The sequence below is a fragment of the Rhizobium sp. Nf11,1 genome, assembly GCF_050587665.1.
GTDB lineage: Bacteria > Pseudomonadota > Alphaproteobacteria > Rhizobiales > Rhizobiaceae > Rhizobium.
In genome coordinates this window covers 213,112-237,885 of the sequence record NZ_JBOBHU010000006.1, presented here as the reverse complement: position 1 = coordinate 237,885, position 24,774 = coordinate 213,112, and the positions used below count along the sequence as shown (strand labels likewise).

26 protein-coding genes, 1 tRNA gene and 3 pseudogenes are annotated in these 24,774 nt (G+C 62.0%); 12 read left to right on the top strand and 18 right to left on the bottom strand.

The features are described from left to right. Positions 1 to 109: 109 nt before the first annotated feature. The 3 genes and pseudogenes from ACQ7C1_RS12095 to ACQ7C1_RS12085 all read left to right on the top strand — a co-directional run. Positions 110 to 757 (top strand): annotated as a pseudogene (locus ACQ7C1_RS12095) (molybdopterin-dependent oxidoreductase); the annotation flags it as partial. Positions 758 to 835: 78 nt separating this feature from the next. Beyond that, positions 836 to 1,219: a hypothetical protein gene (locus ACQ7C1_RS12090; protein ID WP_430958475.1), complete on the top strand. Its 384-nt coding sequence runs from the start codon at positions 836 to 838 to the stop codon at positions 1,217 to 1,219. A 200-nt stretch (positions 1,220 to 1,419) separates the two neighbouring features. Next, positions 1,420 to 1,874 (top strand): annotated as a pseudogene (locus ACQ7C1_RS12085) (EamA family transporter); the annotation flags it as partial. 115 nt (positions 1,875 to 1,989) lie between these two features. Here the strand turns inward: ACQ7C1_RS12085 and ACQ7C1_RS12080 are convergent. Then, complete coding sequence (locus tag ACQ7C1_RS12080; RefSeq protein WP_430958420.1) at positions 1,990 to 2,535, bottom strand: GNAT family N-acetyltransferase; 546 nt, start codon at positions 2,533 to 2,535, stop codon at positions 1,990 to 1,992. Positions 2,536 to 2,565: 30 nt separating this feature from the next. Further along, the gene (locus ACQ7C1_RS12075; RefSeq protein WP_430958419.1) at positions 2,566 to 3,327 is read right to left on the bottom strand and encodes a nucleotidyltransferase domain-containing protein; all 762 of its coding nucleotides are present in this window, start codon (positions 3,325 to 3,327) and stop codon (positions 2,566 to 2,568) included. A gap of 275 nt (positions 3,328 to 3,602) precedes the next feature. Here ACQ7C1_RS12075 and ACQ7C1_RS12070 point away from each other — a divergent pair, with 275 nt between their 5' ends. Further along, on the top strand, positions 3,603 to 4,298 hold the full coding sequence (locus ACQ7C1_RS12070; protein WP_085778646.1) for a fumarylacetoacetate hydrolase family protein: 696 nt from the start codon (positions 3,603 to 3,605) through the stop codon (positions 4,296 to 4,298). Positions 4,299 to 4,308: 10 nt separating this feature from the next. Further along, positions 4,309 to 4,839, top strand: coding sequence for a gamma carbonic anhydrase family protein (locus ACQ7C1_RS12065; RefSeq protein ID WP_097598064.1), 531 nt, complete (start codon positions 4,309 to 4,311; stop codon positions 4,837 to 4,839). Between the two features lie 211 nt (positions 4,840 to 5,050). On the opposite strand, the gene ACQ7C1_RS12060 is transcribed toward ACQ7C1_RS12065, so the two are convergent. Further along, entirely contained in the window at positions 5,051 to 5,758 is a 708-nt protein-coding gene (locus tag ACQ7C1_RS12060; protein ID WP_430958418.1) for a methyltransferase family protein, read from the bottom strand. A gap of 216 nt (positions 5,759 to 5,974) precedes the next feature. Next, positions 5,975 to 6,376, bottom strand: coding sequence for a hypothetical protein (locus tag ACQ7C1_RS12055; RefSeq protein WP_097598062.1), 402 nt, complete (start codon positions 6,374 to 6,376; stop codon positions 5,975 to 5,977). A 264-nt stretch (positions 6,377 to 6,640) separates the two neighbouring features. Here ACQ7C1_RS12055 and ACQ7C1_RS12050 point away from each other — a divergent pair, with 264 nt between their 5' ends. Beyond that, positions 6,641 to 6,958 carry a hypothetical protein gene (locus ACQ7C1_RS12050; RefSeq protein ID WP_430958417.1) on the top strand — a complete coding sequence of 106 codons (318 nt, stop codon included), beginning with the start codon at positions 6,641 to 6,643 and terminating at the stop codon, positions 6,956 to 6,958. A 20-nt stretch (positions 6,959 to 6,978) separates the two neighbouring features. Here ACQ7C1_RS12050 and ACQ7C1_RS12045 read toward each other — a convergent pair whose 3' ends face one another. Together ACQ7C1_RS12045 and ACQ7C1_RS12040 are read right to left on the bottom strand one after the other, a co-directional pair. Further along, the gene (locus ACQ7C1_RS12045; RefSeq protein ID WP_430958416.1) at positions 6,979 to 7,377 is read right to left on the bottom strand and encodes an ester cyclase; all 399 of its coding nucleotides are present in this window, start codon (positions 7,375 to 7,377) and stop codon (positions 6,979 to 6,981) included. A gap of 68 nt (positions 7,378 to 7,445) precedes the next feature. Next, positions 7,446 to 8,021 carry a transglutaminase-like cysteine peptidase gene (locus ACQ7C1_RS12040; protein ID WP_430958415.1) on the bottom strand — a complete coding sequence of 192 codons (576 nt, stop codon included), beginning with the start codon at positions 8,019 to 8,021 and terminating at the stop codon, positions 7,446 to 7,448. A gap of 191 nt (positions 8,022 to 8,212) precedes the next feature. Here ACQ7C1_RS12040 and ACQ7C1_RS12035 point away from each other — a divergent pair, with 191 nt between their 5' ends. Then, entirely contained in the window at positions 8,213 to 9,505 is a 1,293-nt protein-coding gene (locus ACQ7C1_RS12035) for a hypothetical protein (protein ID WP_430958414.1), read from the top strand. A 237-nt stretch (positions 9,506 to 9,742) separates the two neighbouring features. Here ACQ7C1_RS12035 and ACQ7C1_RS12030 read toward each other — a convergent pair whose 3' ends face one another. From ACQ7C1_RS12030 to ACQ7C1_RS12020, 3 genes are read right to left on the bottom strand one after another with little or no spacing between them, the layout of a single operon-like run. Beyond that, the gene (locus ACQ7C1_RS12030) at positions 9,743 to 10,141 is read right to left on the bottom strand and encodes a Fur family transcriptional regulator (protein ID WP_064694566.1); all 399 of its coding nucleotides are present in this window, start codon (positions 10,139 to 10,141) and stop codon (positions 9,743 to 9,745) included. Then, the gene (znuB, locus tag ACQ7C1_RS12025) at positions 10,138 to 10,950 is read right to left on the bottom strand and encodes a zinc ABC transporter permease subunit ZnuB (RefSeq protein WP_430958474.1); all 813 of its coding nucleotides are present in this window, start codon (positions 10,948 to 10,950) and stop codon (positions 10,138 to 10,140) included. Before znuB ends, ACQ7C1_RS12030 begins: the two co-directional genes overlap by 4 nt. Next, positions 10,943 to 11,902, bottom strand: a complete 960-nt coding sequence (locus ACQ7C1_RS12020; protein ID WP_430958413.1) for an ATP-binding cassette domain-containing protein — start codon at positions 11,900 to 11,902, stop codon at positions 10,943 to 10,945. Before ACQ7C1_RS12020 ends, znuB begins: the two co-directional genes overlap by 8 nt. A gap of 101 nt (positions 11,903 to 12,003) precedes the next feature. Between ACQ7C1_RS12020 and ACQ7C1_RS12015 the strand changes: the two genes are divergently transcribed. Further along, positions 12,004 to 13,068, top strand: a complete 1,065-nt coding sequence (locus ACQ7C1_RS12015) for a zinc ABC transporter substrate-binding protein (protein WP_430958412.1) — start codon at positions 12,004 to 12,006, stop codon at positions 13,066 to 13,068. 116 nt (positions 13,069 to 13,184) lie between these two features. Next, positions 13,185 to 14,390, top strand: coding sequence for a zinc metallochaperone GTPase ZigA (zigA, locus tag ACQ7C1_RS12010; protein ID WP_430958411.1), 1,206 nt, complete (start codon positions 13,185 to 13,187; stop codon positions 14,388 to 14,390). 493 nt (positions 14,391 to 14,883) lie between these two features. Here zigA and ACQ7C1_RS12005 read toward each other — a convergent pair. Continuing rightward, positions 14,884 to 15,158 (bottom strand): annotated as a pseudogene (locus tag ACQ7C1_RS12005) (RcnB family protein). A 303-nt stretch (positions 15,159 to 15,461) separates the two neighbouring features. On the opposite strand from ACQ7C1_RS12005, the gene ACQ7C1_RS12000 reads away from it, so the two are divergent. After that, positions 15,462 to 15,845: a VOC family protein gene (locus tag ACQ7C1_RS12000; protein WP_097598056.1), complete on the top strand. Its 384-nt coding sequence runs from the start codon at positions 15,462 to 15,464 to the stop codon at positions 15,843 to 15,845. Between the two features lie 93 nt (positions 15,846 to 15,938). Continuing rightward, positions 15,939 to 17,270: a hemolysin family protein gene (locus ACQ7C1_RS11995; RefSeq protein WP_097598055.1), complete on the top strand. Its 1,332-nt coding sequence runs from the start codon at positions 15,939 to 15,941 to the stop codon at positions 17,268 to 17,270. Here the strand turns inward: ACQ7C1_RS11995 and chrA are convergent, their stop codons facing one another. Beyond that, on the bottom strand, positions 17,271 to 18,692 hold the full coding sequence (gene chrA / locus ACQ7C1_RS11990; protein ID WP_430958410.1) for a chromate efflux transporter: 1,422 nt from the start codon (positions 18,690 to 18,692) through the stop codon (positions 17,271 to 17,273). A 1-nt stretch (position 18,693) separates the two neighbouring features. Then, complete coding sequence (locus ACQ7C1_RS11985) at positions 18,694 to 19,509, bottom strand: chromate resistance protein ChrB domain-containing protein (protein ID WP_097598053.1); 816 nt, start codon at positions 19,507 to 19,509, stop codon at positions 18,694 to 18,696. Positions 19,510 to 19,844: 335 nt separating this feature from the next. On the opposite strand from ACQ7C1_RS11985, the gene ACQ7C1_RS11980 reads away from it, so the two are divergent. Then, positions 19,845 to 20,159, top strand: a complete 315-nt coding sequence (locus tag ACQ7C1_RS11980; RefSeq protein WP_085778663.1) for a hypothetical protein — start codon at positions 19,845 to 19,847, stop codon at positions 20,157 to 20,159. Between the two features lie 329 nt (positions 20,160 to 20,488). Here ACQ7C1_RS11980 and ACQ7C1_RS11975 read toward each other — a convergent pair whose 3' ends face one another. The 6 genes from ACQ7C1_RS11975 to ACQ7C1_RS11950 all read right to left on the bottom strand — a co-directional run bounded on the left by ACQ7C1_RS11975 (position 20,489) and on the right by ACQ7C1_RS11950 (position 24,610). After that, positions 20,489 to 20,791 carry a hypothetical protein gene (locus tag ACQ7C1_RS11975; protein ID WP_430958409.1) on the bottom strand — a complete coding sequence of 101 codons (303 nt, stop codon included), beginning with the start codon at positions 20,789 to 20,791 and terminating at the stop codon, positions 20,489 to 20,491. Positions 20,792 to 20,877: 86 nt separating this feature from the next. Continuing rightward, positions 20,878 to 21,174, bottom strand: coding sequence for a hypothetical protein (locus ACQ7C1_RS11970; protein ID WP_430958408.1), 297 nt, complete (start codon positions 21,172 to 21,174; stop codon positions 20,878 to 20,880). A gap of 127 nt (positions 21,175 to 21,301) precedes the next feature. After that, positions 21,302 to 21,377 (bottom strand) — tRNA-Lys (locus tag ACQ7C1_RS11965). Positions 21,378 to 21,596: 219 nt separating this feature from the next. Continuing rightward, entirely contained in the window at positions 21,597 to 22,508 is a 912-nt protein-coding gene (locus ACQ7C1_RS11960) for a PhzF family phenazine biosynthesis protein (RefSeq protein WP_085778666.1), read from the bottom strand. Between the two features lie 225 nt (positions 22,509 to 22,733). Continuing rightward, a complete protein-coding gene (locus tag ACQ7C1_RS11955; RefSeq protein WP_085778667.1) occupies positions 22,734 to 23,504 on the bottom strand; it encodes an NUDIX hydrolase in 771 nt (256 codons plus the stop codon). After that, positions 23,501 to 24,610 carry an endonuclease/exonuclease/phosphatase family protein gene (locus tag ACQ7C1_RS11950; RefSeq protein WP_430958407.1) on the bottom strand — a complete coding sequence of 370 codons (1,110 nt, stop codon included), beginning with the start codon at positions 24,608 to 24,610 and terminating at the stop codon, positions 23,501 to 23,503. Before ACQ7C1_RS11950 ends, ACQ7C1_RS11955 begins: the two co-directional genes overlap by 4 nt. Between the last annotated feature and the right edge of the window lie 164 nt (positions 24,611 to 24,774).

Here is a 24,774-nt window from a genome sequence, read left to right as displayed (position 1 = left end):
TGCTGCCCTTAGGCGGAATGCGACAGACGCACTGCGAGGAGCGATGTGACCGAGGGAATTCGCGCAATGGAGAGCCGACGTTGTGCTCTTGGAAGGGGAGACGAGGACGATGCCGACACCACAGCAACCCAGTCTGATAGTTCGACAGAAGTCCCCACCAAACATCGAGTTTCCGTTTGCGTCGCTCTCCGATGGGCTAATCCCAACCGAGCTGTTCTTCGTGCGAAACCATTTTCCGTCACCGGAGCTCGATGCGCGAGACTGGAGATTGCGTATTGACGGGGCGGTGGAGCGGCCGATCGAACTTGACCTCGACAGCATCAAGGCGATGCGGAGCACGAAATTCACCGCAGTCGTCGAATGCGCGGGGAACGGGCGCGTCTACTATGTGCCGCCGAGGGAGGGGCTGCAGTGGCAGAACGGCGCCGTCGGCAATGCCGCGTGGACAGGTGTTCTTCTGCGCGAGATTCTGGAACTGGCCGGTATTAAGCGAACCGCACGTGAGGTTCTGCTCATTGGCGCCGACAGCGGCGTCGTCGACACGAACAAGAAAACGGCTTCTCCCGGCCCCATCGCTTTTGCACGCAGTTTACCGCTTGAGAAGGCCATCGCTGACAGCACGATCCTTGCCTATTAGATGAACGAGGAGCCGTTGACGCGCGATCACGGCCACCCGCTACGCGCGGTCGTGGGTGGCTGGTTCGGCATGGCTTGGGTCAAGTGGATCACGCATATCACGGTCGTGGAGCAACCGTTCCTTGGCTATTGGCAAGCGCGCGACTATTTCCGTTGGGAGCGCAGCCTCGGGGAACCTACGCTGGTCCCCCTTGCGGAGATGGAGGTCAAAGCGCAGATCGCGCGCCCCGTACAGGGGGCGCATCTCATCGTCGGCCAACCGTACCGGATTTTCGGAGCCGCCTGGAGCGGAGAGGCTGCTGTCCGGCAGGTTCAGGTCTGCACCGGAGATGGCAGGGGCTGGCGCGAGGCAAGGCTCCTCGAAACAGAACGCCCCTTTGCATGGCGCTTGTGGGAGTACATGTGGACCCCTGAGGAAGTGGGGCGATATACGCTACGATGTCGCGCAGTCGATGCGGCGGGGTGCGTGCAGCCCGACCTCCAGCGTTCCGACTGCGAGAGCTACGTGGCCAATTGGATCATTCCGGTGGAGGTTACGGTCGTCCCTGAGCCACAGGCGTACCAAGAGGAATTCGTGATCTAATCACCCGCATGAGGCGGAACGGCGGCTTACGGCGCGAAGCGGCCGAGGCTCGTCGGCGATCGGCCCAAGCGCCCAGCGATCGGGAAATGCTGCGTTTTCATCGTAGCCGGCCCGCCGACGCTGAACGTCGTCCTCGCGCAACAGGCGAAGTGCCGTTGCCTTCATCGTGCAGCCCTCGGGAATTTTGGCATAACTGGGCCATGGCGATACATGTCTTGGCGGTCCATCGCGACACGGTCGAGACGGAACAGGCGGCGAGCGGTTCGCCTGCAGGCGCCTATTCCGTGGGGGTTTTCTGCTGGCTGCTGGCGGCCGGCGTCTATATCGCCGCGAAATGGGTTTCTTCGGAGATGCCGCCCTGGGCGCTTTGCTTCTGGCGGGTGCTGATCGCCTGGGCGATCCAGATGCCGATCTTGCACCGGCATTTCGGCGCCATGGTGGCACTCGTGCGGGCCCGCGGCCTCGAACTGCTCGTCATCGGCGGAATGGGGCTCGCCATCTGCCAGGGGCTGATCTTTGTCGGTCTCGAATATGCCGATGCCACCACCGCCGGCATCATCATCGCCCTGATCCCGATCATCACCATGATTCTTGCACGGTCATTCTGGCTGAGCCGATGGGACGCTGGCAGGTGATCGGATCGATCCTCGCCTTTTCCTGCTGAAGCCAACGACCAGAGTCGAGGCGACCAAGGGCTGAGGACGAGCGAAATGGCTTTCATAGTGACCGCTTCTGGTGCCAAGCAGAGATCGTCCTGGGCCTGCGCACTGTTACTGTGGGCGTCTGGACGACCTCGCGAACATGTACATGTTGGTGGGCGCGCCGTGCAGGATCACCTCGCGCTCGAAACAGAAGCCGCATTTCTCAAGAATGCGTCTCGAAGCGGCATTGGCGGTTCGAACCAATCCGATCACCTTCTCCGCCTGCAGATCGTCGAAGGCAAAGGTCAGCGTTTCCCTGACCAATTCCGTGGCATATCCGCGTCCCCAGCTGTCAGGTTGCAGATGATAGGAAAGATTGACGCCCTCGAATTCCTTGGAAACGGTTACGCCGCCAAATCCTATTAGGGCATTGTCTGACTCGACCGCCCAACGCCCGAACCCATGATCTTTCCAATGGCCGATGTCACGCGCAAGCCGCGCTGCACTTTCCTCCGGCGTATCGGGCCGGTGCACGGGTCGATGCGCGACCACTTCCGGCCGCGAAAAAAGTCGAGTGAGGAAATCGAGATCCCGTTGCATGGGAATTCTGAGCAGCAATCTGGCGGTACGCCTCACTCGCGGCTGAGAGGCATTCTTGAATTCGGTCGCAAACATCTTCCATCCAATCTCGAACACTCGCCAATGTTACAGATACTCTTCCGACCGCCGCGCCGCCACCGGAGCCTCCTGCTTGAAGCCATTGAAACAGCGCCCGCCGTGTAAGTCGAGCTCCCTGTCGGCCAAGGCGAGGAACCGGCCGCTGTTACCCTGCACCGCAAGCCTGAACGCAATATCGAATTCGGCCGCCAATTGCGGCTCGAGCTTCCTGATGAGGCGCGGCGCCCACTTGCCGCGGCCGGTCCATGCGCCGCGCCCGAGCAGGATGAGGTCGGCTAGCTTCTGGTAGAGAAGTGCTGAGATAGCGGCGATCTCTTCGGGCGGGCGGGCGCCGCGCAGATCGTCGGCGAGATCCGTGACCTGATAGCGCAGCATATCGTAGCTTGGGCCGTCGAGAGGTTTCGGCCCTGCCGCCAGCACTTTCGCCGCCTTTGCCTGGATAACGCGGGCGCGCTCGATATTCGGCCCTACGATGCTGCCCGTCGCAACCATATTGACCATGATCGGACAGCCGCTCTCCGCATCTGCATGGAGATAATGCGCCAGCGTCTGCGGATCGTGGACGAAGGCCTCGACCGGAAAACCGTCTTCGGTGAACGATTCCCGCCAGGCTGTCTGGAGCGACGGAAACACCACGACGAGATCGATGTCCGAAAACGTGGTCCCCTCACCGCGCATGATGGAGCCGGTAACATATGCAAAGGCAGCCCCCGCATAGCGGCTGGCGAGACAACAGCCGGCAGCGGCAAGCGCCCGCTCGGCAAGATTCTGTTTCTGGAGTTCGTACACGATCTCGTCCTCGAATGCGGGAGACGAGCGGCAACAAAAAAACCCGCTCGTTTCCGGCAGGTTGGTGTCTTCTGCAATGAACGGATCAGTTCACGCGTCTGCCACCCACCGCCAAACGGTGGTCGTAGACGTCGTGGAGACTGCGAAAATCCGGGTCATGGCAGAAACGATATCGCCCTGCGGCGGCAGCGTCAATCTGCCGGGAACGCTTCCCCGCCGTGCGGTTTTCCGTCTAAGATGAGCTAATGACTCGATAAGTACTGGAAAGGCCCGCCATGCCCCATCCCGCCACCGTCATCCCGCGTCCCGCACCGGTTCTGCTGCCGGTTGAAGGCAGCGACGAGCGCTTTCCGGTGCGCCGCGTCTATTGCGTCGGGCGCAATTATGCCGACCATGCGATCGAGATGGGTCACGATCCCTCTCGCGAGCCGCCCTTCTTCTTCCAAAAGAACCCCGACAACCTGCTGCCGGCTGGCAATGCTTTCCCTTACCCGCCGCTGTCGAACGACGTGCATTACGAGGTCGAATGTGTGCTGGCGCTGAAATTGGGCGGGGCGAACATTCAGGCCGCCGATGCGCTCGGCTGCATCTATGGCTATGCCGTCGGCATTGATTTCACCCGCCGCGACCTGCAGGGCGAGGCCAAGAAGCTCGGCCGTCCCTGGGAGCTTGCCAAGGCCTTCGAGCAATCCGCCCCGGTCTCCGCAATCGTCCCGGCAAGCCGCCTCGGCCATCCCACTGAAGGCCGGATCTGGCTGGAGCAGAACGGCCGACGTGTCCAGGACGGCAACCTCAACCAGATGATCTGGAAGGTGCCGGAAATCATCGCCGAACTCTCGAAGCTCTTCGTGCTGGCGCCCGGCGACGTGATCATGACCGGCACGCCGGCCGGCGTCGGCGCGGTTGCGAGGGGCGACCGGATCACCTGCGGCATCGACGGTGTTGCGACGCTCTCGGTCGACATTATCTAAGGAGAGACCGATGCCCGTCTATGCGCTTGGCGGATTGACCCCCAAACTGCCGCCCGCCGGCCTCCACTGGATCGCGCCGGATGCGCATGTGATCGGCGATATCGAACTCGGCGAAAATGTCGGCATCTGGTTCGGCTCGGTGCTGCGCGGCGACAATGAGAGGATCACCATCGGCGCCGGCACCAACATCCAGGAAGGCGTCATGGCCCATACCGACATGGGCTTTCCGCTGACGACGGGAAAGGGCTGTACCATCGGCCACCACGCCATTCTCCATGGCTGCACGCTCGGCGACAACGTGCTGATCGGCATGGGAGCGACCATTCTCAACGGCGCAAAGATCGGCAACAACTGCCTCGTCGGCGCCAATGCGCTGGTGACGGAGGGCAAGGAATTCCCTGACAACTCGTTAATCGTCGGCGCACCCGCCCGTGTGGTGCGGGTGCTTGACGAAGCGGCTGTCGAGGGTATTCGCCGCTCGGCGGAAAATTATGTGGCGAATTGGCAGCGGTTTGCGCGGGATCTCAGGGTGATTGGGTGATTGAGAGGACGCCTCTTCCAGGAAAATATGCCTCATTTGCCTTTCGCTTACGATCAAGGCGTGCGTCGCTTCCGCTCCTCACCCCCTCATCTGCCTGACGGGCATCCCCAACGGGGAGAAGATGCCGGCAGGCAGATGAGGGGGTGAGCGACGACAGGAGCGATTGCACGGAGCGCAAGTGAAGGGCAAGTAATCGGATATTACGGTCCCCTCACCAAACACCCGGGATCCAGCGCCAGCGTACCCGTTCCACATACTCCGCATATCCTTCAAGCCCCTTGCGCAACTCCGCCTCCTCTCCGAGCGTCCGGCCAAAGAGCACCACGACGAGCAGCCCCACGGGAATCAACGCATAGAGCGACCCGAGTGACAGCGCCGCTCCGACGGCGAGCAAAATGGCGGTTGCATAGCCGGGGTGGCGGATCACGGCGTAGGGCCCGCTGTCGATCACCTTGTGGTCGCGATCGGTTTGGATGCGCACCGTCGGCTCGAAATGCCGGTTGACCGATTGCGCCCAGGTGAGGCCGAGATAGCCCGCGCTCATCAGGAGATAGCCGAGGACAACGACCCACCAGGGTTGCGGCGACCAGTGGAAACGGCCGTCGTCGAACGCGCCGACCGGAAGAATGGCAGCAAAGAGAATGATCGTCAGCGTCGCGACCACGGCGTCCCAGCGCTTGGTTCCCTTCTGATATCGGCTACGCGCCGCAAACAATTCCGGATTCGTCCGCCAGATCCAGACGAGCGCGATTGCAGTCAGCGCCAGGAAAAGGCCGAGAAAGATCCAGCCGCGTGGCCAGGCGAACGTGCCGGCGGGCCAGAACAGTGCGACAACCATCACTGCGACGGTTATCGCGAGCGATCCGACCGATGGCGCCGCCGCAAACGAGCGACGCGGCTGGCTGTGGTCCTGCGTCATGACGGTTTTTCCGCTCCACCGGGGCGAGCGCCTTCTGCTGTCGGCAGCGGCCGCAAAAGTCTGACAGTCTTATGCCTGACTTAGGAGGTGATACGCCCGTAACAACCCGTGGCAAGACGCAAACCGACCCGCCCCCTGATAACAGACGTCATTGTTTCCGAAGTTGCGTGGCCGGAGACTGTCGTTGCGGCAATATTGGATATTGTTGAAAAACGCCTATTCGGCCGCTTCCAGAAACTGGTTCTCTCCCGACGAAGCGGCAAGCGCCCGAACTCTGGCTTCCGTCTTGGCGATGAGCTGATAGAATTCGTCCTGCGCTTCGACATCCAGCTGAATGACGGCATTGACGTCATCGGGGGTATCGCAAACACAGGCGACCGCCGAAATGGGACAGATACCGCCGGGATAACGCTTACCGCTCCCGGTATAGGCACGACGACCCCAGCGCTCGGAATACACCGTTTCCTCCCGATCGAGGTGGAGGATCGTGCCTTTACAGGCGGTGACGATGGCCGCCTTGCCGTAAGCGAACCAATGATAATTCAGCTTCCGGAGAATATATTTGCCAGTGATGTCTTCGCCAGCCAGTTCGGCAGGGTCTTCTATCATTCGGATCATGAGAGCGTCCTCAACATGTGAGCAATATCCGCCATCTCTACTTGCCCCGCAAGTCGAAAAGCGCAGCTTTTGTAGTAGCTTAGTCACAAAGTGTTTCTGATTCTTACATCTTGCACGCACCAGGCAGCTTGCCAGCCATGCAATCCATCGTCGAATTTCCCGCCTTTGCACCTGATTCCGCCTTTTCCGGGAGTAGCCATGCCGTCTTGCGTTTTACCGCTGAGGCGCAATATTTGAATCCCGGATCGGCCAATCAGCGGTCGGATGACGGCTCAACTGTTCCGCCGGTTCACACCGGCAGGAGTGCCCCATGGTCGAAGCCGGCAACCGCATCTCCTCCACCGCCGAGTCGGAGCCCACCAAGGCCGCATCAGCACCTCGATCGGCTCGGAACCCGACAATGCCTGGGTTGCCGCCCGCCAGTCGCAGATCACGGCCGATCAGCAGGCATCGAAGGGAGCCGCGCAGACGAATAGGATGGGTAACGCGGAACAGGCGCTCCTATCAGGTGAAAGCGAGCGGATCGGCACCCGGAATTTCGACAAGGATACGCCCTTCGGCAAGCGCGTCGCTATCATCTGACGAAGTCCCGCTCCGGTCGGTTAACGCCCATCCGCAAGTTGAGCCTCGATCGCCGCCTTGTCGATGACCGACCAGACCTCGACGATTTTTCCGCCGCGAAATTCGTAGATCACGTTCTCGGAGAAGGAGAGGCACTTGCCGTTCACATCCAGCCCGAGAAACTTTCCTTTGGGCGAACAATCGAAGCCCAGCCGGCAGGCAACGTAAGGCGGATCGATAACAAGCATCCGCACATTGAAAAAGAGATCGGGAATATCGTCGAAATCCCGCTCCAGCATGGCGACATAGCCCGCAAGCCCAAGCCGCCGGCCATTATGGACCGCATCCTCGTCGACGAACTTGCCGAGATCGGGCCAGTCCTGCCGGTTCAGGCAGGCGATGTAGCCTCGGTAGAGATCGGCAAGTTCGGTTTTGGTCACGGACGAATCCCTTGCTCGGCTGAAGCATTCGGCAGCGGCAGCGAGCGCGCCGCCTTGTGGCTTTCAGCTCAGGAGAACTCGCCGGCACGGGGACCGGCAAGCGTCACACGCCAGCCGGTGCGCGATTGGAAATCCTGGGTGGCCAGAAACGTGTAACCCGTCGTGCGCCAGGGCTTCACGGCGCTGGTCAGATTGTCGAGCACATAATCGCCGCTAGCCGTGCGGGCAATCAGAACGACGTGGTTCTGATCATGCGGTCCGATCACCACGGAAAGTGCCAGCCTGTTCGATGGAAAACCCGCCTCGATCAAGTCTTTCATCTTCTGCAGCGCATAGTCCTCGCAGTCGCCACGGCCGGCAACTGGCAGTGACCAGACATCCCCATTTCCGGATGACGCGCGATCTTCCGCCGAAACGATACGGCCGTTTACGGTACGATTGACCTTTTGAAGAAGCGCTATTCCCGCCTGATCGCTCAGCTCCTGCGCCACCGTCCTGCCGCACAGCCACTTGTACTTGGCGCAGGCAGCAGCGAATCCCACCGGTGCGCCAATGCTTCGCGTCACGGGCAGCGACGATCCTGCAACTGCCTGAAAATTCGGCATAACCACCAAAAATACAGCAAGAGAAAGGAGACGCTTCATGGCCGATTCGCTCTGTTCGCAACGGGAGAATAACACAGCGGGTATAAAAATTTATTAAAATTTTATACTTGGAAATTTAACTGTATTTGGTGATCGGAACAAGTTAACCATTGTTTATTCTTCATGTTAATCCCTTGTTAGTATAAATCTTCTGCCCATTAACGGTTTTTTAACCTTGGGAGACGAGTGAAATGATCAGCAGAGCAGCAAAATTCAGCCTCGCTGTGGCGTCCCTTCTGGCAAGCAGCAGCTTGGCAACGGCAGCCCCCACAGTCGTTAATTGCAAAGCCGCAGTCCGCGGCACCCTCGAATACAGGCTGTGCATGCCCACGCGGGCAATACAGACCGACAGCAAGTTCGGTCCGAACGATAAGGATCGCAGCAGCCGTGACGTCGGTGGCAAGAAGACATCCAACACCAACTCGCACGTCAGCAATGGCAACGGTGGCGATGACGGTGACAGCAAAGACGTCGGCCAAAGTGGCGGCAGCGGCGACCAAGGCGGTAGCGGTGATCAGGGCGGCAGTGGCGACCAGGGCGGCAGCGGCGACCAGGGCGGCAGCGGCGACCAGGGCGGCAGTGGCGACCAGGGCGGCAGCGGCGACCAGGGCGGCAGTGGCGACCAGGGCGGCAGTGGCGACCAGGGCGGCAGTGGCGACCAGGGCGGCAGCGGTGACCAGGGCGACAAGGGCGATAAGGGCGATAAGGGCGACAAGGGCGGCAAGGGCGACAAGGGTGGCAAGGGCGGCAAGGGCGACAAGGGCGATAAGGGCGATAAGGGCGACAAGGGCGGCAAGGGCGACAAGGGTGGCAAGGGCGGCAAGGGCGACAAGGGCGACAAGGGCGACAAGGGCGACAAGGGCGGCAAGGGCGACAAGGGCGACAAGGGCGACAAGGGCGGCAAGGACCACGATCATCACGGCCGCGACAAAGGCGGAAAGGATCACGACCACGCCAAGGATGAACCCGGTAAGGGTGGAAAAGACCATCACAGCGGCAGCAAGGACGGGGAAGATCACGGCCATGGCAAGGGCGGCAACGGCGGTTCCGACAAAGGCGGCAACGACGGCGCGGGCAGCGGAGGCAACGGTGATGCCGGCAAGGGCGGCAATGACGGTGCAGGCAGCGGCGGTAACGGCGGTGCCGGCAAGGGCGGCAATGACGGCGCGGGCAGCGGCGGCAATGGCGATGCCGGCAAGGGCGGTAACGACGGCGCGGGCAGCAGCGGCAATGACGATGCCGGCAAGGGCGGCAACGACGGTGCGGGCAGCAGCGGCAATGGCGATGCCGGCAAGGGCGGTAACGACGGCGCGGGCAGCAGCGGCAATGACGATGCCGGCAAGGGCGGCAACGACGGTGCGGGCAGCAGCGGCAATGGCGATGCCGGCAAGGGCGGCAACAACGGCGCGGGCAACGCAGGCAGCGATGGGGCCGGAAAGGGCGGCAATGACGGTGCCGGCAAGGGTGATTCCGGCAAAAACTGATCGGAACGGTTAAGGCGGCTTGGCCCCGCCACTCAGCTGGCGGGCAGAGCGGGCGCCCCCCCTTTCCTGATGCTCGCGATTGTCGCGAGCATCTCCGTAGGGTCGACACGAAGCAGATCCTCCAAGCCAGCGCGAGAATGACCCGGACGGAAAAAGGTTGTTAATAAACGGAGGGCCGGTTTGCGGCCCTATGTTATTGAATGCCGTGTCCTTTGTAGCGGGACGGAGCTCCCCGCCTCACGCAGCGCACGCCTCGCACAATCCGCGGATCTCGATCGTGGTCTTCTCGGGCTTGAACTTCTGCCCGCGCACCCAGCCCATCAGCCGGTGGTCGACCTCGTGGTCATGGAATTCCATCACCTGGCCGCAGCTTTCGCAGATGGCGAAGGCGACGATGCCGTGGCTGTGGCAGTTGTCGCCGGGATGGGCGCAGGCGACGAAGGAATTGATGCTTTCGAGTCGGTGCACGACGCCGTATTCGAGCAGCTTCTCCAGCGCCCGGTAGACCTGCAGCGGCGCACGAAAACCGTGGTCGCGCAGCTTGTCGAGAATAGTATAGGCGCTGAGCGGCCCCTCGGCCTTCTCAAGCACCTCGAAAACCAGCGACTGGTTCTTGGTGAGCTGCGGTGTTGTCATGAGCCTTGTCCTTGCGCGAGCGCGCGGCGCCTGACGGGAAGCAGGCTGAGAATGAAGAGGATCAGCGCCGCGACCACGATCGAGGGGCCGGACGGCGTGTCGTAGGTCAGTGAGCCGAACAGCCCGCCGACGACGGCGGCCGCCCCGATCAGCGCGGCGAGCACTGCCATGACCTCCGGCGTGACCGAGAAGCGGCGCGCTGCAGCCGCCGGAATGATCAGCAGTGAGGTGATCAGCATGATGCCGACGATTTTCATGGCTATTGCGATGACGACGGCCATCAGCAGCATGAAGAAGAGCCGCGCCCGCTCGGGCCGCAGCCCCTCGGCCTCGGCAAGCTCGGCATTGACGGTGGCCGCGAGCAGCGGCCGCCAGAGCCAGGCGATCGCCGCCAGCACGAAGAGCCCGCCACCCCAGATCAGCGCGATGTCCGATGTGGACACGGCAAGGATATCGCCGAACAGGAAGGCGATGAGATCAATCCGGACCCAGCTCATGAAGGCGACCATGACGAGGCCGATCGCCAGCGTGGCATGAGAGAGGATGCCGAGCAGCGCATCGGCCGAGAGCGCCTGGCGCTTCTGCAGGAAGAGCAGCAACACCGATACGAGCGCGGCGACGGCGAAGACGGCCAGCGTCAGGTTGAGTTCGAACAACAGCGACAGCGCGACGCCGAGAAGCGCCGAATGGGCGATCGTATCGCCGAAATAGGCCATGCGCCGCCAGATGATGAAGCAGCCGAGCGGCCCCGTCGTCAGCGCCAGCCCGACGCCGGCAAGGATGGCGCGCACGAAGAAATCGTCAAGCATGGCGGCCCTCCCCGCTGCGGGAATGGGCGTGTTCATGCGCATGATCGTGCCCGTGACGATCGTCGTGAGCGTGGTCATGCCCGTGCTCATGGGAGCCATGTGCGTGCTCATGCCCGTGGTCATGCGCGTGTTCATGGCGCGCATGAGCATGATGCCCATCCTCGGGATAGCAATGATCCGTCACAGTGCCGTCGGCATGACGCACTCGGCCGTCCGGCAGGTGGGTATGATCGTGGTGATGGCTGTAGACCGCAAGCGTCTGGGCTGCCCGGCTGCCGAACAGGCGCACATATTCCGGGCTGCGGCTGACGGTCTCGGGCGTTCCGCGGCAGCAGACATGGCCGTTGAGGCAGATCACCGTATCGGTCTCGGCCATCACCACGTGGAGATCGTGGGAAATCAGCAGGATGCCGCAGCCGCTGGCGTTGCGGATCGACTTGATTAGGTCGTAAAGCGCTATCTCACCGGAGAAATCCACCCCCTGCACCGGCTCGTCGAGCACCAGCAGGTCGGGCTTGCGGGCAATCGCCCGGGCCATCAGCGCCCGCTGGAACTCGCCGCCGGAGAGATGCTGAACCTCGGCGCCTATCATATGGGCGACGCCGGCGGCTTCGAGCGCTGCCTGGATGTCGCGCTCCGGCAGCGGCCCCGTCAGCGTCATCAGCCGGCGCACCGTCAGCGGCAGCGTCCAGTCGATCGAAAGCTTCTGCGGAACATAGCCCACCTTGAGGCCCGGGCGCCGCTCCACCCTGCCCTCATCCGGCTTCAGAACACCGATCGCGGCCTTGGCGCTCGTCGACTTGCCCGAGCCGTTCGGGCCGATCAGCGTGACGATCTCGCCGCGCGAAACGGAAAATTCGACGCCGCGCACCAGCCAGCGGCCGCCGCGCAGAACGCCGACATTTTCAAGCGAAACCAGCCGTTCGCCCTTGGTATTTGCGGGAGAGAGCATCAAATTTTCCGACAGCGCTGTTGCATCCTGCTATTGCACACGTTATAGCATAACGCAATTGATGTAATAACATAACATTTGCAATTCAAGCGGAGCATACGATGAAACGCGCCTTGGGGCCTGCCCTGGACAGCCTGGCCCTCAGAATACCGGCTGCCCTCACCATCCCGGCCCTTGCGATCCCCGCCCTGCTCGTTGCCGGCACGATGCGGGCCGCCGATGCGCCCGTCGTCGTCACCTCGATCAAGCCGATCCATTCGCTGGTTGCGGCGATCATGGAGGGCGTGGGTGAGCCGGCGCTGATCGTCGATGGCGCCTCCTCCCCGCACACCTACAGCATGAAGCCTTCGAACGCGCGCTCGCTACAGGAGACCAAGGTCATCTTCTGGGTCGGCCCGAACCTGGAGGCTTTTCTCGAAAAGCCGCTCGAAGCTTTGGGCTCGAACGCCAGCGTCGTCGAACTCGACAATGCGCCAGGCCTGACCAAGCTGCCCTTCCGCGAAGGCGGCGCCTTCGAGCCGCATGACGACGGGGACCATGAAAATGCCTCCGGAGATGATCATGGTCACGATCATGCGGCTGAGCCCGGACGTGACGATGGCCACGCGCATCACGATGATCATGAAGAGCATGAGCACGGACACGGCGCCTTCGATACGCATCTCTGGCTCGATCCGATGAATGCGAAGGCGATGGCCACTGTCATCACCACGACGCTGGTCGCCGCCGATCCCGCCAATGCGCTGACCTATCAGGCCAATGCCAAGGCGCTTGATGACAAGCTGACGGCGCTAGACAAGGAGATCGCCGCCACCGTCGCCCCCGTCAAGGATAAGCCCTTCGTCGTCTTCCACGACGCCTACCAATATTTCGAGCACCGCTACGGCATCCGCGTCGCCGGCTCGATCACAGTCAGCCCGGAAACCATTCCCGGCGCCGAGCGCGTATCGGAAATCCACCGTAAGGTCGGCGAACTCGGCGCAACCTGCGTTTTTGCCGAGCCGCAGTTCGAGCCGCGCCTCGTCAAGGTCGTCATCGAAGGCACGAGCGCCAAGTCGGGCATACTCGACCCCGAAGCCGCGACCCTCAAGGCCGGCCCCGATCTCTACTTCACCCTCATGCGCGGCATCGCCGACAGCATGAAGGCTTGCCTCTCCAGCGCATGACTCTTATGCGACGCTCTGGAGAATGCTGAGGCGGAAAGAGGCGGATGACCCCGTTCCGCCTTTTTTCGTCGCCATCGATGTAATGATACAACATTAATAACGTAAATGAGGTTCCCATGGACAACAGACTTCCGGTCACGGTGCTCTCCGGCTTTCTCGGAGCCGGCAAGACCACGCTGCTCAACCATGTGCTCACCAATCGTGAGGGCCTGCGCGTCGCCGTGATTGTCAACGATATGAGCGAGGTGAACATTGACGCCAGACTCGTGCGCGATGGTGGCGCCAATCTCTCGCGCACCGAGGAACAGCTGGTCGAGATGACCAATGGCTGCATCTGCTGCACGCTGCGTGACGACCTGTTGAAGGAGGTGCGCGCTCTCGCCGATCAGGGCCGCTTTGATTACCTGCTGATCGAATCCACAGGCATCGCCGAGCCCCTGCCCGTCGCCACCACCTTCGAATTTCGCGACGAGAATGGCGAAAGCCTGTCCGACGTTGCAAGGTTGGACACGATGGTGACCGTCGTCGATGCCGCCAATCTGCTCGCCGATTACGCCTCGGCCGATTTTCTCGCCGACCGCGGCGAAACCGCAGGCGACGGGGACAACAGGACGATCGTCGACCTGCTGGTCGAGCAGATCGAATTTGCCGATGTGGTGGTGCTGAACAAGATCGGCACGGCAAGCGAGGAACAGCGCGACGCCGCGCGCAAGATCGTCGTCGGCCTCAATCCGGATATCAAACTGATCGAGGCGGATTTCGGCAAGGTTGCGCTGATGGAGGTGCTCGGCACCGGCCGTTTCGACATCGGGAGGGCCGAGACCCATCCGCTTTGGTACAAGGAACTGCACGGCTTCAGGGATCACGTGCCGGAGACCGAGGAATACGGCATTCGCTCCTTCGTTTATCGCGAGAAGCGGCCCTTCCATCCGGCAAAATTGCAGGCCTTTCTCGACAGGACATGGCCGGGCGTGGTACGCGCCAAGGGCTTCTTCTGGCTGGCGACGCGGCCGCACCATGTCGGCGAGGTCAGCCAGGCGGGCGCGATCGTCCGCACCTCCAAGATGGGCCTGTGGTGGGCTTCTGTGCCGCGCGAACAATGGCCCGAGGAACCCGGCTTCATCAGCGCCATCGGCCCCTATCTCGACCCCGTCTGGGGCGACCGCCGCCAGGAAATCGTCTTCATCGGCACTGACCCGATGGACGAGGCGTGGATCAGGAGCGAACTCGACGCCTGTCTGGTGAAAAGCGATGCCTTCACACCTGAACTCTGGCGCAACCTGCCCGACCCCTTCGCCAGCTGGAGCCGGCAGGCGGCATGAAGGCGACAGCGATCAAACCCTATCGCTGCGTCTGCGAGGAATGCGATCCATTGCCGCCGATCGAGGGGCTGCATCCGTTGACGCATGAGGCTGCCGATGAGCCGGGGCGTAAAGCAAGGGGATTGCTCGGCATTATCGCGGAGCGGGTGGTGCCATGCAGGCGGGGGTGATGAGGAGATGCTGGAGGATTGGAAAGGCGTATCACCGCTAAACACCATGCCTTTCCTTCCGGCAGCCTCGGCGTGCTTGGCACCCCCTCTGGCCTGCCGGCCATCTCCCCCAAGGGGGGAGATCGGCACGAGGCTTGACCATCGCTCCCTCTCCAACGGCATCGACAATCACCACTTGAGTTGCTTGGGGAAGCCGTCGCGCCCAGCCGATCTCCCACCTGTGGGGGAGATGGCCGGCAGGCCAGAGGGGGCCACACGGCACGTCCTCTCCTCTCTCCCCAAAACCGGAAAGGACGGCCTCCGCCGCCCTCATCCATTCCCAATCAGCGTCCGACGATAATGCTGGAGATCACCCCGCTGGTAACGCCGATCAGCAGGAAATCGTTGTCGGTGCCACCCAGCGATAGCCGCGGGGCGGAGGCGCCAAGTGGTAGCGGCGATAGTCGTTGACGTCGCGAAACTGGCGACGTTCGCGGGCATTGACGCGATATCCCTTCTTCCAATGCGGTCGCACGACGGTCTTTTTGACAATCACCTTCTTCTGGACGACGACAGGCGGGCGGCGAAAATCATCCGCGCTGGCTTGGGAGGCGATGATCGGCGAGAGAAGGAAGGAAGCGGAAAGAAGAGCTTTTTCATGTGGGGTTCCTCATGTCGGGCGCAGGATCAGATGCATGCATGGTTGGCCTCATATCTTAGTTCAATCTTATGCATTCCAGCGAACAGCCCTTTTCCCAACACGACGCAATCCACGCATTAGCTCCGAAGATGGGATTCGATTTTCTGCGGAATTGGGCGCAGATTCAAATGACGGAGCGTTGCTCCGCGCCTTCGCTCGAGCGCGGGCGCCGTTGGACCCGCCGCATGGGATCGCTCGACTTAAGAGATGATGGAGGAAATCATGCCTGGCATCAGCATGCGTTATATCGTTGACGACGTCGACGCCGCGTTGGAATTCTACACTCGGCATCTCGGCTTCTCGGTCGCGCTTCACCCGGCCCCAGGCTTCGCCATTCTGACGAGGGACGGTTTTCGTCTGCTCGTCAGCGGCACGACCGGACCGGGCGGCGCCTCCCAGGCAATGCCCGACGGACGAAAACCGGAGCCCGGCGGATGGAACCGCATCCAGATCGAAGTCGCCGACCTCCAAGCCGAAGTCACCAAGCTGCGCCAGGCGGGCGCGCATTTTCGCAACGACATAGTCCAGGGCATCGGCGGCAAGCAGATCCTGCTGGAAGACCCGGCCGGAAACCCTGTCGAGCTCTTCGAAGCGCCGAAGCGATAAGCGCCGCGGCATCGCAAGAATGGCGGCCGCGCCTTGCCAGCTCTGTGCGAGCGTGTAGTTTCGGACTCGCATCAATTCAGGGGTAAGCAAAATATGTCCGAATCCGCGGGCGGGCTCTTCGACTTTGTCGGGATACTAGCCGTGTTCTTTCTCGTCGCTGCCAATGGCTTCTTCGTCGCCGCCGAATTCGCACTGGTTTCGATGAGGCGCAGCCGTGTTGCCGAACTCGTCGCGGCCGGTCGCATGAATGCCTCCGCTCTCCAGCGCGCCATCGACAATCTCGACGCCAATCTCGCCGCCACCCAGCTCGGCATCACCATCTCGTCGCTGGCTCTGGGCTGGGTCGGCGAGCCGGCACTCGCCCACCTGATCGAACCGCTGCTCTCCTGGCTGCCTGAGCCATGGGTAACGACCGGCGCCCATACCGTCGCCATCGTCATCGCTTTCGTCATCATCACGGCGCTGCATATCGTGCTCGGCGAGCTCGCGCCCAAAAGTCTGGCGCTGCAGCGCAGCGAGGCCACCTCGCTTGCGGTCGTGCGGCCCCTCGGCCTCTTCCTGCTATTGTTCAAGCCGGCGATCTTCACCTTGAACGGCATGGGCAACCTTGTGCTGCGAGCCGTCGGCCTTCGCGCCGGAACCGGAGAATCCTCGTTCCACTCACCGCAGGAGTTGAAGCTGTTGGTCGCCGAGAGCCAGGAGGCGGGTCTTCTGAACCAGGTGCAGCAGCAACTCGTCGAGCGGGTATTCAACATCGGCGACCGGCCGATCTCCGACATCATGACACCGCGTCTCGACATCGAATGGTTCGATGCCGACGACAGCGAGGCGGAGATTCTGAAGACGATCCGAGAGTGCAGCCATGAGCAGTTGCTGGTCGCCCGCGGCTCGATCGACGAACCGATCGGCATGGTATTGAAGAAGGATCTTCTCGATCAGGTCCTCGACGGCGGCAAGGTCAGGCCGCTGGAGGTGATCAAGCAGCCACTGGTGCTGCATGAGGGTACCAAGGTCGTACGCGTCATCGACAGCTTCAAGGCATCGCCCGTACGCCTCGCCATCGTCGTCGACGAATATGGCAGTCTCGAGGGTATCGTCACCCAGACCGACCTGCTCGAGGCCATCGCCGGCGATCTGCCGGGCGCCGACGAGGAGCCCGACATCGTCGTGCGGGAAGACGGTTCGCTGCTGATCGACGCAATGATGCCGGCCTTCGATGCCTTCGAACGGCTCGGCCTCAAGGATCGCCCCGACGCCGATTTCCATACGCTGGCGGGCTTCGCGCTGCATCAGCTTCAACATATCCCGGAAGCCGGGGAAACCTTCCTCTTCGAAGACTGGCGCTTCGAGGTGCTCGACATGGACGGCATGCGCATCGACAAGATGCTCGCGACCCGCATTCCCGTCGAGGGAGCAGAGGCCTGATCAATTCATAGCCAGTGTCCAGAGCATGCCGGCGATCGCACAGCCGAAGAGCGTCGTGATAACCGAGGTCTTGAAGCGGAAGAGCGCGATGGCGGCGGCGGCGGAAAGCGCGATTGCCGCCGGTACGGCAGATTGCAGCTCTGGAATATCGAGCCGCAGGTTGCCGAAACTGACCTGCGTGACTTCGGCAAACAGCGTATGCAGGCCGAACCAGATGGCGAGGTTCAGGATGACGCCCACCACCGCCGCCGTGATCGCCGACATTGCCCCGGCAAGCGCCACATTGCCGCGCAGCTTTTCGATGAAGGGCGCGCCGAGGAATATCCAGAGGAAACAGGGCACGAAGGTCACCCATGTCGTCAGGATCGCGGCAAGGGTGGCGGCAAGCATCGGATCGAGCGAGCCGGGATTGCGAAAGGCGGCTATGAAGCCGACGAACTGGAGCACCATGATCAGCGGCCCCGGCGTGGTCTCGGCCATTCCGAGACCGTCCAGCATCTCGCCGGGTTTCAGCCAGCCGAAATGCTGCACGGCCTGCTGCGCGACATAGGCGAGCGCGGCATAGGCGCCGCCGAAGGTGACGACCGCCATCTTGCTGAAGAACAGGCCGATCTGGCTGAAGACGTCACCTTGTCCGAAGAACGCGTAAAGGGCGGCGACCGGCACCAGCCAGAGGGCGAGCAGTATAGCCGATATGCGCAGCGACCAGGCGAGGTTGGCGCGCGCATGCGCGGGAATACCCTCGCCCAGCGCCGATTCGGCATCCGACAGCACCGCGTCGCTTGCGGCCTTGTGGCCGCCGCCCGGACTAAAAGCAGCAAGCCCGAACTGGCCGCCGAGGAAACCCCCGATGCCGGCGGCCAGCACGATCAGCGGGAACGGCACGTGGAAGAAGAAGATGGCGACGAAGGCCACGGCCGCGATGGCAAGCATGACGCGGTTTCTCAGCGCGCGGCTGCCGATGCGGATGACTGCCTGCACGACGACGGCAAGGACGGCCGCCTTCAGGCCGAAGAACAGGCCGGCGACGATGCCGATGCTGCCGTAAGCCGCGTAGATATAGCTGAGGCCAAGGATCGACAGGAAGCCCGGCAGCACGAAGAGCGCGCCGGCGACGAGCCCCCCCAATGTGCGGTGCATCAGCCAGCCGATATAGACGGCGAGCTGCTGGGCCTCCGGCCCAGGAAGCAGCATGCAATAATTCAGGGCATGCAGGAAGCGGTGCTCGCCGATCCATCGCTTTTCGTCGACGATGATCCGGTGCATGACGGCGATCTGGCCGGCCGGGCCGCCGAAGCTCAAGGCGGCGACGCGCAGCCACACCCGGAAGGCCTCCCCGAACGAAACGCCGTGGTGATGCCCCTCGCCCGCATCCTTCTTGCCCGCCTGTCCGGCGGGCGCGTTCTCCGTCACATCGACCATCTCATGCCCTCTTTTTCGGCGCGGGCCAGTTGTGGGTCTCGTCGGTCGCATCACGGCACCAGCGGAAGAAGGCATCGTAGAGAAGCATTCCGGCCTCGAGTTGCTCCAGATCGTCGGAATACATTCTGGAGAGGCCGAGCGAGGCGGCAAGCAGACCGGACGCCTCGGGTGCCAGATCGAGCCTGGCCGTATCCGCCGCCCTGACGATCCGCGCCAGGCGCAAGAGCGGTTCGGACGCCAACCCGAATTCCTCGACCATCACGTCGAAGGTGCAGAGCTCGCCGCGATGGCTCCAGAACACGTCCTCGATATCGAAGGGCGCAGCTCCGAAGCGCTCGCCGACGGCGACAACCTCAGGGGCCGGCACGAACAGGAAGACAGCGCTCGGATCGACGAAGCGCCGGATCAGCCAAGGACAGGCGATGCGGTCGATTTTCGGCCGCGCCCTGGTCACCCACACGGTGCGCCCCAGCCCGTCGCGGCGCGGCAGCTTCGCCTCGGGTACCGCTGGTCCGGCCGCGGCCCAGGCTTCGAAACCGCCTTCGAGGCTTTCCGCCTCAATCCCCGCATGCCTGAGATAGGCGGCGACGCCATGGCTGAGTTTGGCTCCCCTGTGGCAGACCACGACGACGGCATCGGCATCGATGCCATCAGCCCACGACGCAACCTCGGCGTGGTCGCGCCGGATCGAGCCCGGCACCAGGCGCGGATCGAGCGCGAAATCCTCGTCCGTGCGGACGTCGATGATGCAGGGCGCACCGGGTGTTCCGATGAGGCGGCTGAGCTTGTCGGGAGATATTTCGAGAAATGACGGCATCACGCGTCCCTCCGTTGATCGGTTGTACCGGACGCGATTCTTCAGCATGTCGCCTCGTGGGGTGATCGCAACCCCAGAACCAAAGCATTGGCAAAGACACCCCGTCCTGTCAAGGACGACGCTTCCGCTGCGGTTAGGTCCGTCTATACGGCGGCTGTGCCGTACATATGACAGCCAGCGATCTCCTCAGGTGTCATCCCCCGCAATTGCCTTTCGCTGCCGCTCGAGAAGCCGCTCCAACCCCAAAAACCCCGGCAATACAAACGCTTCGCCCCCAGAATGGAACAAAAGTCCCGCTCGTCCATTTCTCACACACCGAAAGAGGAGAAAGTACCATGACGTACGACCCCAATAATGCCAACGATCCGAACCGCCCGCTGAACCCGAACCTGGACCTGCGCACGACGCCGCCGGCGCGCAGCAGCAATACGTGGGTTGTTTGGGTTGCTGCATTGGCCGTGATCGCTGTTGCTGCATTCGCCTATTCGCAGTGGAGCAGCACATCTCCCGGCACTTCGCCGGATACGACAGCCTCCACGACCCAGTCCGAGCCGGCCCCGGCTAAGCCGATCGCTCCGACCGATAACAGCGCAACGCCTGCTCCGGCACCTGCACCGGCCACCCCGCCGGCCGCTCCTGCCCAGCAGTAATCGCTGCCCGGTCGTAAGGAGCCGCGCTAGATGCCTCCTTGGCGTATCCGGCAGGACACGCCAAGGAGGATCTATGCAATGATCCCGGGAAACTGGTGACGCGCCGGCACGGCTTTTTATCTACGGCCGGCCCTTGAATAACCGCAATCGGCACTTATTTAGAGATTATTAAATTTGTCTCTGACGGCTGACCACGGATGTACTGGCAGCCGTCATTGAGACAGATCGAGGAAGGTCGGTGCGAGTTTCGCCCGGCCTTTTTTCTTGGCCTGTCGGGGAAGACCGGGCGATTTCACGCTCGCCGCGTGAAGCGCCCCTGCAGCCCGATGTTAGTTGGGAATCCTGTTGTAGAAGGATTGCGGATCGTACACGCACTCGTAGTCGAGAACGCACATCTTCCCGTCTCTATCCGTCACCGTTGCAGTGTCGTACTTGTCACCCAGATTGCATCGGGCCGGCGGATAACGGAAGCTGCGACCGCCGATGCCCATGCGCACGAAAACGGCTTTGTCCTTACGGATGATTTGCGCAAGCTCCTTGCAGCTGTGATCCCTGGCATTGACCTCTACCGCCTCGGCGGCAAGGGCTGCGGACGGAAACAACAGGGCGAAGGCCAAAAAGAGGCTTTTCATGGGAACTCCTGGGGGCGAGAGCGTGATGAACGACAAAAAACGTGAGCGGTTTTGGATGATATCCCACGCAACTGAGAACGAATTCTTCAGGGGAAATTATAGGGCGACGCCGGGTCGAACACGCAGGCATAGTCCAGAACGCAAGTCCTCCCTTCGGCATCGCCAACGCTTGTCGTGCTGCGCTTGTCGCCCATGTCGCACTGCGCCGGCGGGTAGCGGAAGCTGCGGCCGCCGAGGCCGACACGGACAAAGACCTTCTTGTTCTGCCGGATGATCTGCGCAAGCTCGCTGCAGCTGTGGTCCCCCGCTTTGACCTCCACTACGCTCGCTGCAAAGGCCGGCAGCGGCAAGGATAAAGCCACGATGAATATGACGGTTCTCATGACCCCTCCCGTTAATAGGGGAGAGATAGGGTGCGCAGGTCGACACGGCCAGTCATGCCGAAACATGCGGTCGGCCTAGAAACAAGACCATGCGCTGACGCTATTCAATCAATCTTATCAAGAGATTTGGTGGGTGATGTAGGGCTCGAACCTACGACCCGCTGATTAAGAGTCAGCTGCTCTACCAACTGAGCTAATCACCCGTTCGCGCTTGGCTGCGCGGTGTGACGGGGCGTATAAACAGGATCGGCAGGCTTGTCCAGCGCATCAGCGAAAATTCTTTGGTTAATCTCAAAGATTTTTCCGCAGCGCCGAAATGCGGCACACACTCCTAGAACTCGGAATCGATCTTCGAGAGGGATGATGCGCCAATTCAAGGTGATAGAGCGTCCCGGCTGACGGAGCGCGGCGCTCTCGCAAACTCAAAGCTCAAGTGTGCCGCTCGCCAGCCGCACCGCCTGGCCGCCGATCCGCGCGTTGGAAATCGTCCCGCCTTCGACATCGATATGCAGGTGGATGAAGGACGGACGACCCATCTCGACGCCCTGCTCAATCATGATCGGGTGGTGCCCGTCCGTAAGCCGGTCAAAATGGCGGATTGCTCCGGAGAGCGCCGCCGCCGCCGCGCCGGTGGCCGGATCTTCGACGATGCCCATGCCGCTGGCGAACATGCGCGCATGGAACTTCGCAACGTGGTTGACGCCGCCGCGGCAATAGACATAGGCCGAGGCAAGCGCGCCATCGGCGAAGGGCACGATCTTTTCCCAAAGCTGCGGATCGAATTCCACCCGCTGAGCCGTGCCGACATCGTGCACCGGAATGAGCAGAAACGGAACGCCGGCGCTCCAGACCGAGGGGACGTGATTTTCAAAGCCGATTTCGGTGACCTTCAGCGACAGCGCATCGGCGATGCCGAGCTTGTCGAGCGGCATGACGGCTTGCTGCGATTTGCGCGGCAGGTCAAATTCGGCAAAGCTCGCCTCACCCTGCCTCAGCCGCACGGCGCAACGGACCGGCCCGACGTTTTCCTCGAGCACCATGACGAGATCGAGGGCCGCTGCGCCATGAGCCCGCTCGGCCAGCGCCACCGCAGTGCCGACCGTGGGATGGCCGGCAAAGGGCAGCTCGCGGCCCGGCGTGAAGATTCTGAGCTTCGCCGCGTAGGCGGGATTGGTCGAAGGCTGCACGAAAACCGTTTCGGAGAGATTGATCTCTCGGGTGATCGCCTGCATCGCCTCGTCGCTGAGATCGTCGCCGTCGAAAACCACTGCGAGTGGGTTGCCCGCAAGCTTTCGATCGGTGAACACGTCATAGACGCTGTAGCTTCGCGCCACATCGGCCTCCTTGAATCGATCGTCGGGCCGTCAACCTGCCCGACCGTGCGACCGAGTGCAAGGCGCTAACTCGGGTAAGAACAACCCGTCGCCGGCCGGAGACGTCTGCACTCGGCAATTTGCGCGGGATCGTTAATGAAAATCGATCTTTCTCGGAAGCGCTTGGCGAGCGTGGTACCCCCCAAGGGGTCTCGAAGGACGAGGTCGGCCTCTGATTGCCGCGCGCTATGCGCCCCTCTTCCCGAAATACCAGTCAATCACCGGCAGCATCGCGATGTTATACGGATAAGCGTTCCGATCAGCCGAACGGATCGCCACCGCACCCGCGATCTCCTTGTCTTCGGCAACCAGCATGTGGGCCTCGATCCGCTCGACCATCTCGTCGGCCGTCAGGTCGAAACGGAAGAGCCTCAGCAACGTCACCGTACGCCTGGCGTGGCTGGCAAAGAGCCCCTGCCCCGCCACCGAATCGGAAAGATTAAGGCCGGTTTCCTCGAGCACCTCGCGGCGCATGTTGGCCTCAATGTCGCAGCGCCCGTCGAAGATATCCTCGGGTTCCAACGAGCCGGCGGCGAAATAGACCTGGCCGGGATTGGCGGTGTGCGCACCCATGCGGATCGCAACCAGCGCGCCGTCGGAGCTTTCGAGCACGGGATAGGCGAAGATGTGCAGCCCGCCTTGGCGCTGCGGCTGGCGGCGCCAGTACATGAAGGCGGAAAAAGGCGTGACGTAGCCCTCACCCGAAATTCCCTCCTCGCCGAGCGACAGCCGCTGCTGGAAGATCAGGCGCCCGTCGAAGAGTGCCGGGTTGGCGGCGATCTCCCTCAGCCAATTCTCGCGGATCGCCGATTCCTCGGCGGCGACGAAAGGATGAGTGCCGGGCAGGACGCGGAGATCGACGCCGGCGATGGGGAAGACCGTAGCTTCCGGCGGCCAGCCGGCGAAATCATCGGAAAAATCAGTGTTCGGAAAATTTATCTTCAAATTCGTTTTCATGGGAGATCCAGTGTGATGACGACGGGGCAATGGTCGGAGGCCTTCGGCCGGTCCCAGCCGGTACGAGGATAACGCTCCACCTCCTGCCCCGGCGGGAAGATGGTGCGGTAGGGTTGGCCGCTGCGGATGATCTCGGGCAGGCGTCCGGCATTAAGGGCGGCAAGTGCGGGCGAAAGCCAGATATAATCGAGCTGGCAGAGGTGCTGCTCCTGCGGCCCGCGCGCATGATAAAGCGTCCAGCGGTCGAGGGGCTGACGACGGCGGACGACATTTTCAGCAAAGCTGTCATGGCTGAAGACGTCGAGCGCGCTTTCGGTCTCCACCTGATGCTCGAAACGATAGCCGGCGCCACGCCGCCCAATCACGTCGACGCGCTCCTGATAGTCATTCATGTCGCCGCAGATGGCAAAGCTCTTCGAGGCTGTGTGGCCGGCGCCGAAGCGGTCCTCGATGACGCGGCGCACGGCGCGCGCCTCGGCGCGACGGAGCGGCAGTGTCGATCGCCGCCCGTCCAGGCCGTCGCGCGCACTGCCCATCGACTTGAAATGCACGACATAGAGCGAGAAAGGCCTGCCGCCGATCAGGAGGTCGAGTTCCAGGCAGTCGCGCTTGAATATCTTGTCGTCGATACGATTGGTAAGCGCCAGTTCCTCGTCGAAGAGATCGAAATCGCGATAGGTCGTCATCGCATGGCTTCTGATATCTCTAAGCTCGATCTTCTGGCCATCGCGCGTTTCCTCGCGCATCAGCACGGCGACATCGATGCCGCGGCTGTCATTGCCCTCGACCAGGAATTTCTGCCGATACCCGTTTCCGACCATGCGGAAGAGATAACCGTATTCGAACGCCTGAAGGGCGGCCATATTGTCGATTTCCTGCAGGCAGAGAATATCGGCGTCGGTATCCGCGATCGCCAGCGCCGTCATCTGCCTCGTATCATCGGTGGCGGCGATCACGCGCGCTTGCTCGAGCTGCTGGTAGACGCCCTCGCTGTTCACCTCGAAAAGCTTGATGACGCGATCCTGGCGCAGCTGGTTGCGAAAACCCGTGAAATCGAAACGGGTCAGCAGGTTTTCGACGTTGAAGGTGGCGAGGCGGAGCGACATGAGAAAGGTCCGGTTGCGCGCAGTACCATATCCGGCAATCGCCGCAGGAAAAGGTGGCAGGCCAAGAAATATGCGGACAACCGCCGTGCTGTACTATCAGGCGCCGGCTCCAAAGGGGTGTGGCGGAAATCTACGAGGTCATATAACGTCTGATATTATTTAAG

What these genes read in the sequence shown, in the direction of transcription:
- ACQ7C1_RS12090 (WP_430958475.1), top strand. Translation starts at nt 836, where the DNA reads ATGGAGGTCAAAGCGCAGATCGCGCGCCCCGTACAGGGGGCGCATCTC.
- ACQ7C1_RS12080 (WP_430958420.1), bottom strand. Translation starts at nt 2,535, where the DNA reads ATGTTTGCGACCGAATTCAAGAATGCCTCTCAGCCGCGAGTGAGGCGT.
- ACQ7C1_RS12070 (WP_085778646.1), top strand. Translation starts at nt 3,603, where the DNA reads ATGCCCCATCCCGCCACCGTCATCCCGCGTCCCGCACCGGTTCTGCTG.
- ACQ7C1_RS12065 (WP_097598064.1), top strand. Translation starts at nt 4,309, where the DNA reads ATGCCCGTCTATGCGCTTGGCGGATTGACCCCCAAACTGCCGCCCGCC.
- ACQ7C1_RS12060 (WP_430958418.1), bottom strand. Translation starts at nt 5,758, where the DNA reads ATGACGCAGGACCACAGCCAGCCGCGTCGCTCGTTTGCGGCGGCGCCA.
- ACQ7C1_RS12055 (WP_097598062.1), bottom strand. Translation starts at nt 6,376, where the DNA reads ATGATCCGAATGATAGAAGACCCTGCCGAACTGGCTGGCGAAGACATC.
- ACQ7C1_RS12050 (WP_430958417.1), top strand. Translation starts at nt 6,641, where the DNA reads ATGACGGCTCAACTGTTCCGCCGGTTCACACCGGCAGGAGTGCCCCAT.
- ACQ7C1_RS12040 (WP_430958415.1), bottom strand. Translation starts at nt 8,021, where the DNA reads ATGAAGCGTCTCCTTTCTCTTGCTGTATTTTTGGTGGTTATGCCGAAT.
- ACQ7C1_RS12035 (WP_430958414.1), top strand. Translation starts at nt 8,213, where the DNA reads ATGATCAGCAGAGCAGCAAAATTCAGCCTCGCTGTGGCGTCCCTTCTG.
- ACQ7C1_RS12030 (WP_064694566.1), bottom strand. Translation starts at nt 10,141, where the DNA reads ATGACAACACCGCAGCTCACCAAGAACCAGTCGCTGGTTTTCGAGGTG.
- znuB (WP_430958474.1), bottom strand. Translation starts at nt 10,950, where the DNA reads ATGCTTGACGATTTCTTCGTGCGCGCCATCCTTGCCGGCGTCGGGCTG.
- ACQ7C1_RS12020 (WP_430958413.1), bottom strand. Translation starts at nt 11,902, where the DNA reads ATGCTCTCTCCCGCAAATACCAAGGGCGAACGGCTGGTTTCGCTTGAA.
- ACQ7C1_RS12015 (WP_430958412.1), top strand. Translation starts at nt 12,004, where the DNA reads ATGAAACGCGCCTTGGGGCCTGCCCTGGACAGCCTGGCCCTCAGAATA.
- zigA (WP_430958411.1), top strand. Translation starts at nt 13,185, where the DNA reads ATGGACAACAGACTTCCGGTCACGGTGCTCTCCGGCTTTCTCGGAGCC.
- ACQ7C1_RS12000 (WP_097598056.1), top strand. Translation starts at nt 15,462, where the DNA reads ATGCCTGGCATCAGCATGCGTTATATCGTTGACGACGTCGACGCCGCG.
- ACQ7C1_RS11995 (WP_097598055.1), top strand. Translation starts at nt 15,939, where the DNA reads ATGTCCGAATCCGCGGGCGGGCTCTTCGACTTTGTCGGGATACTAGCC.
- chrA (WP_430958410.1), bottom strand. Translation starts at nt 18,692, where the DNA reads ATGGTCGATGTGACGGAGAACGCGCCCGCCGGACAGGCGGGCAAGAAG.
- ACQ7C1_RS11985 (WP_097598053.1), bottom strand. Translation starts at nt 19,509, where the DNA reads ATGCCGTCATTTCTCGAAATATCTCCCGACAAGCTCAGCCGCCTCATC.
- ACQ7C1_RS11980 (WP_085778663.1), top strand. Translation starts at nt 19,845, where the DNA reads ATGACGTACGACCCCAATAATGCCAACGATCCGAACCGCCCGCTGAAC.
- ACQ7C1_RS11975 (WP_430958409.1), bottom strand. Translation starts at nt 20,791, where the DNA reads ATGAAAAGCCTCTTTTTGGCCTTCGCCCTGTTGTTTCCGTCCGCAGCC.
- ACQ7C1_RS11970 (WP_430958408.1), bottom strand. Translation starts at nt 21,174, where the DNA reads ATGAGAACCGTCATATTCATCGTGGCTTTATCCTTGCCGCTGCCGGCC.
- ACQ7C1_RS11955 (WP_085778667.1), bottom strand. Translation starts at nt 23,504, where the DNA reads ATGAAAACGAATTTGAAGATAAATTTTCCGAACACTGATTTTTCCGAT.
- ACQ7C1_RS11950 (WP_430958407.1), bottom strand. Translation starts at nt 24,610, where the DNA reads ATGTCGCTCCGCCTCGCCACCTTCAACGTCGAAAACCTGCTGACCCGT.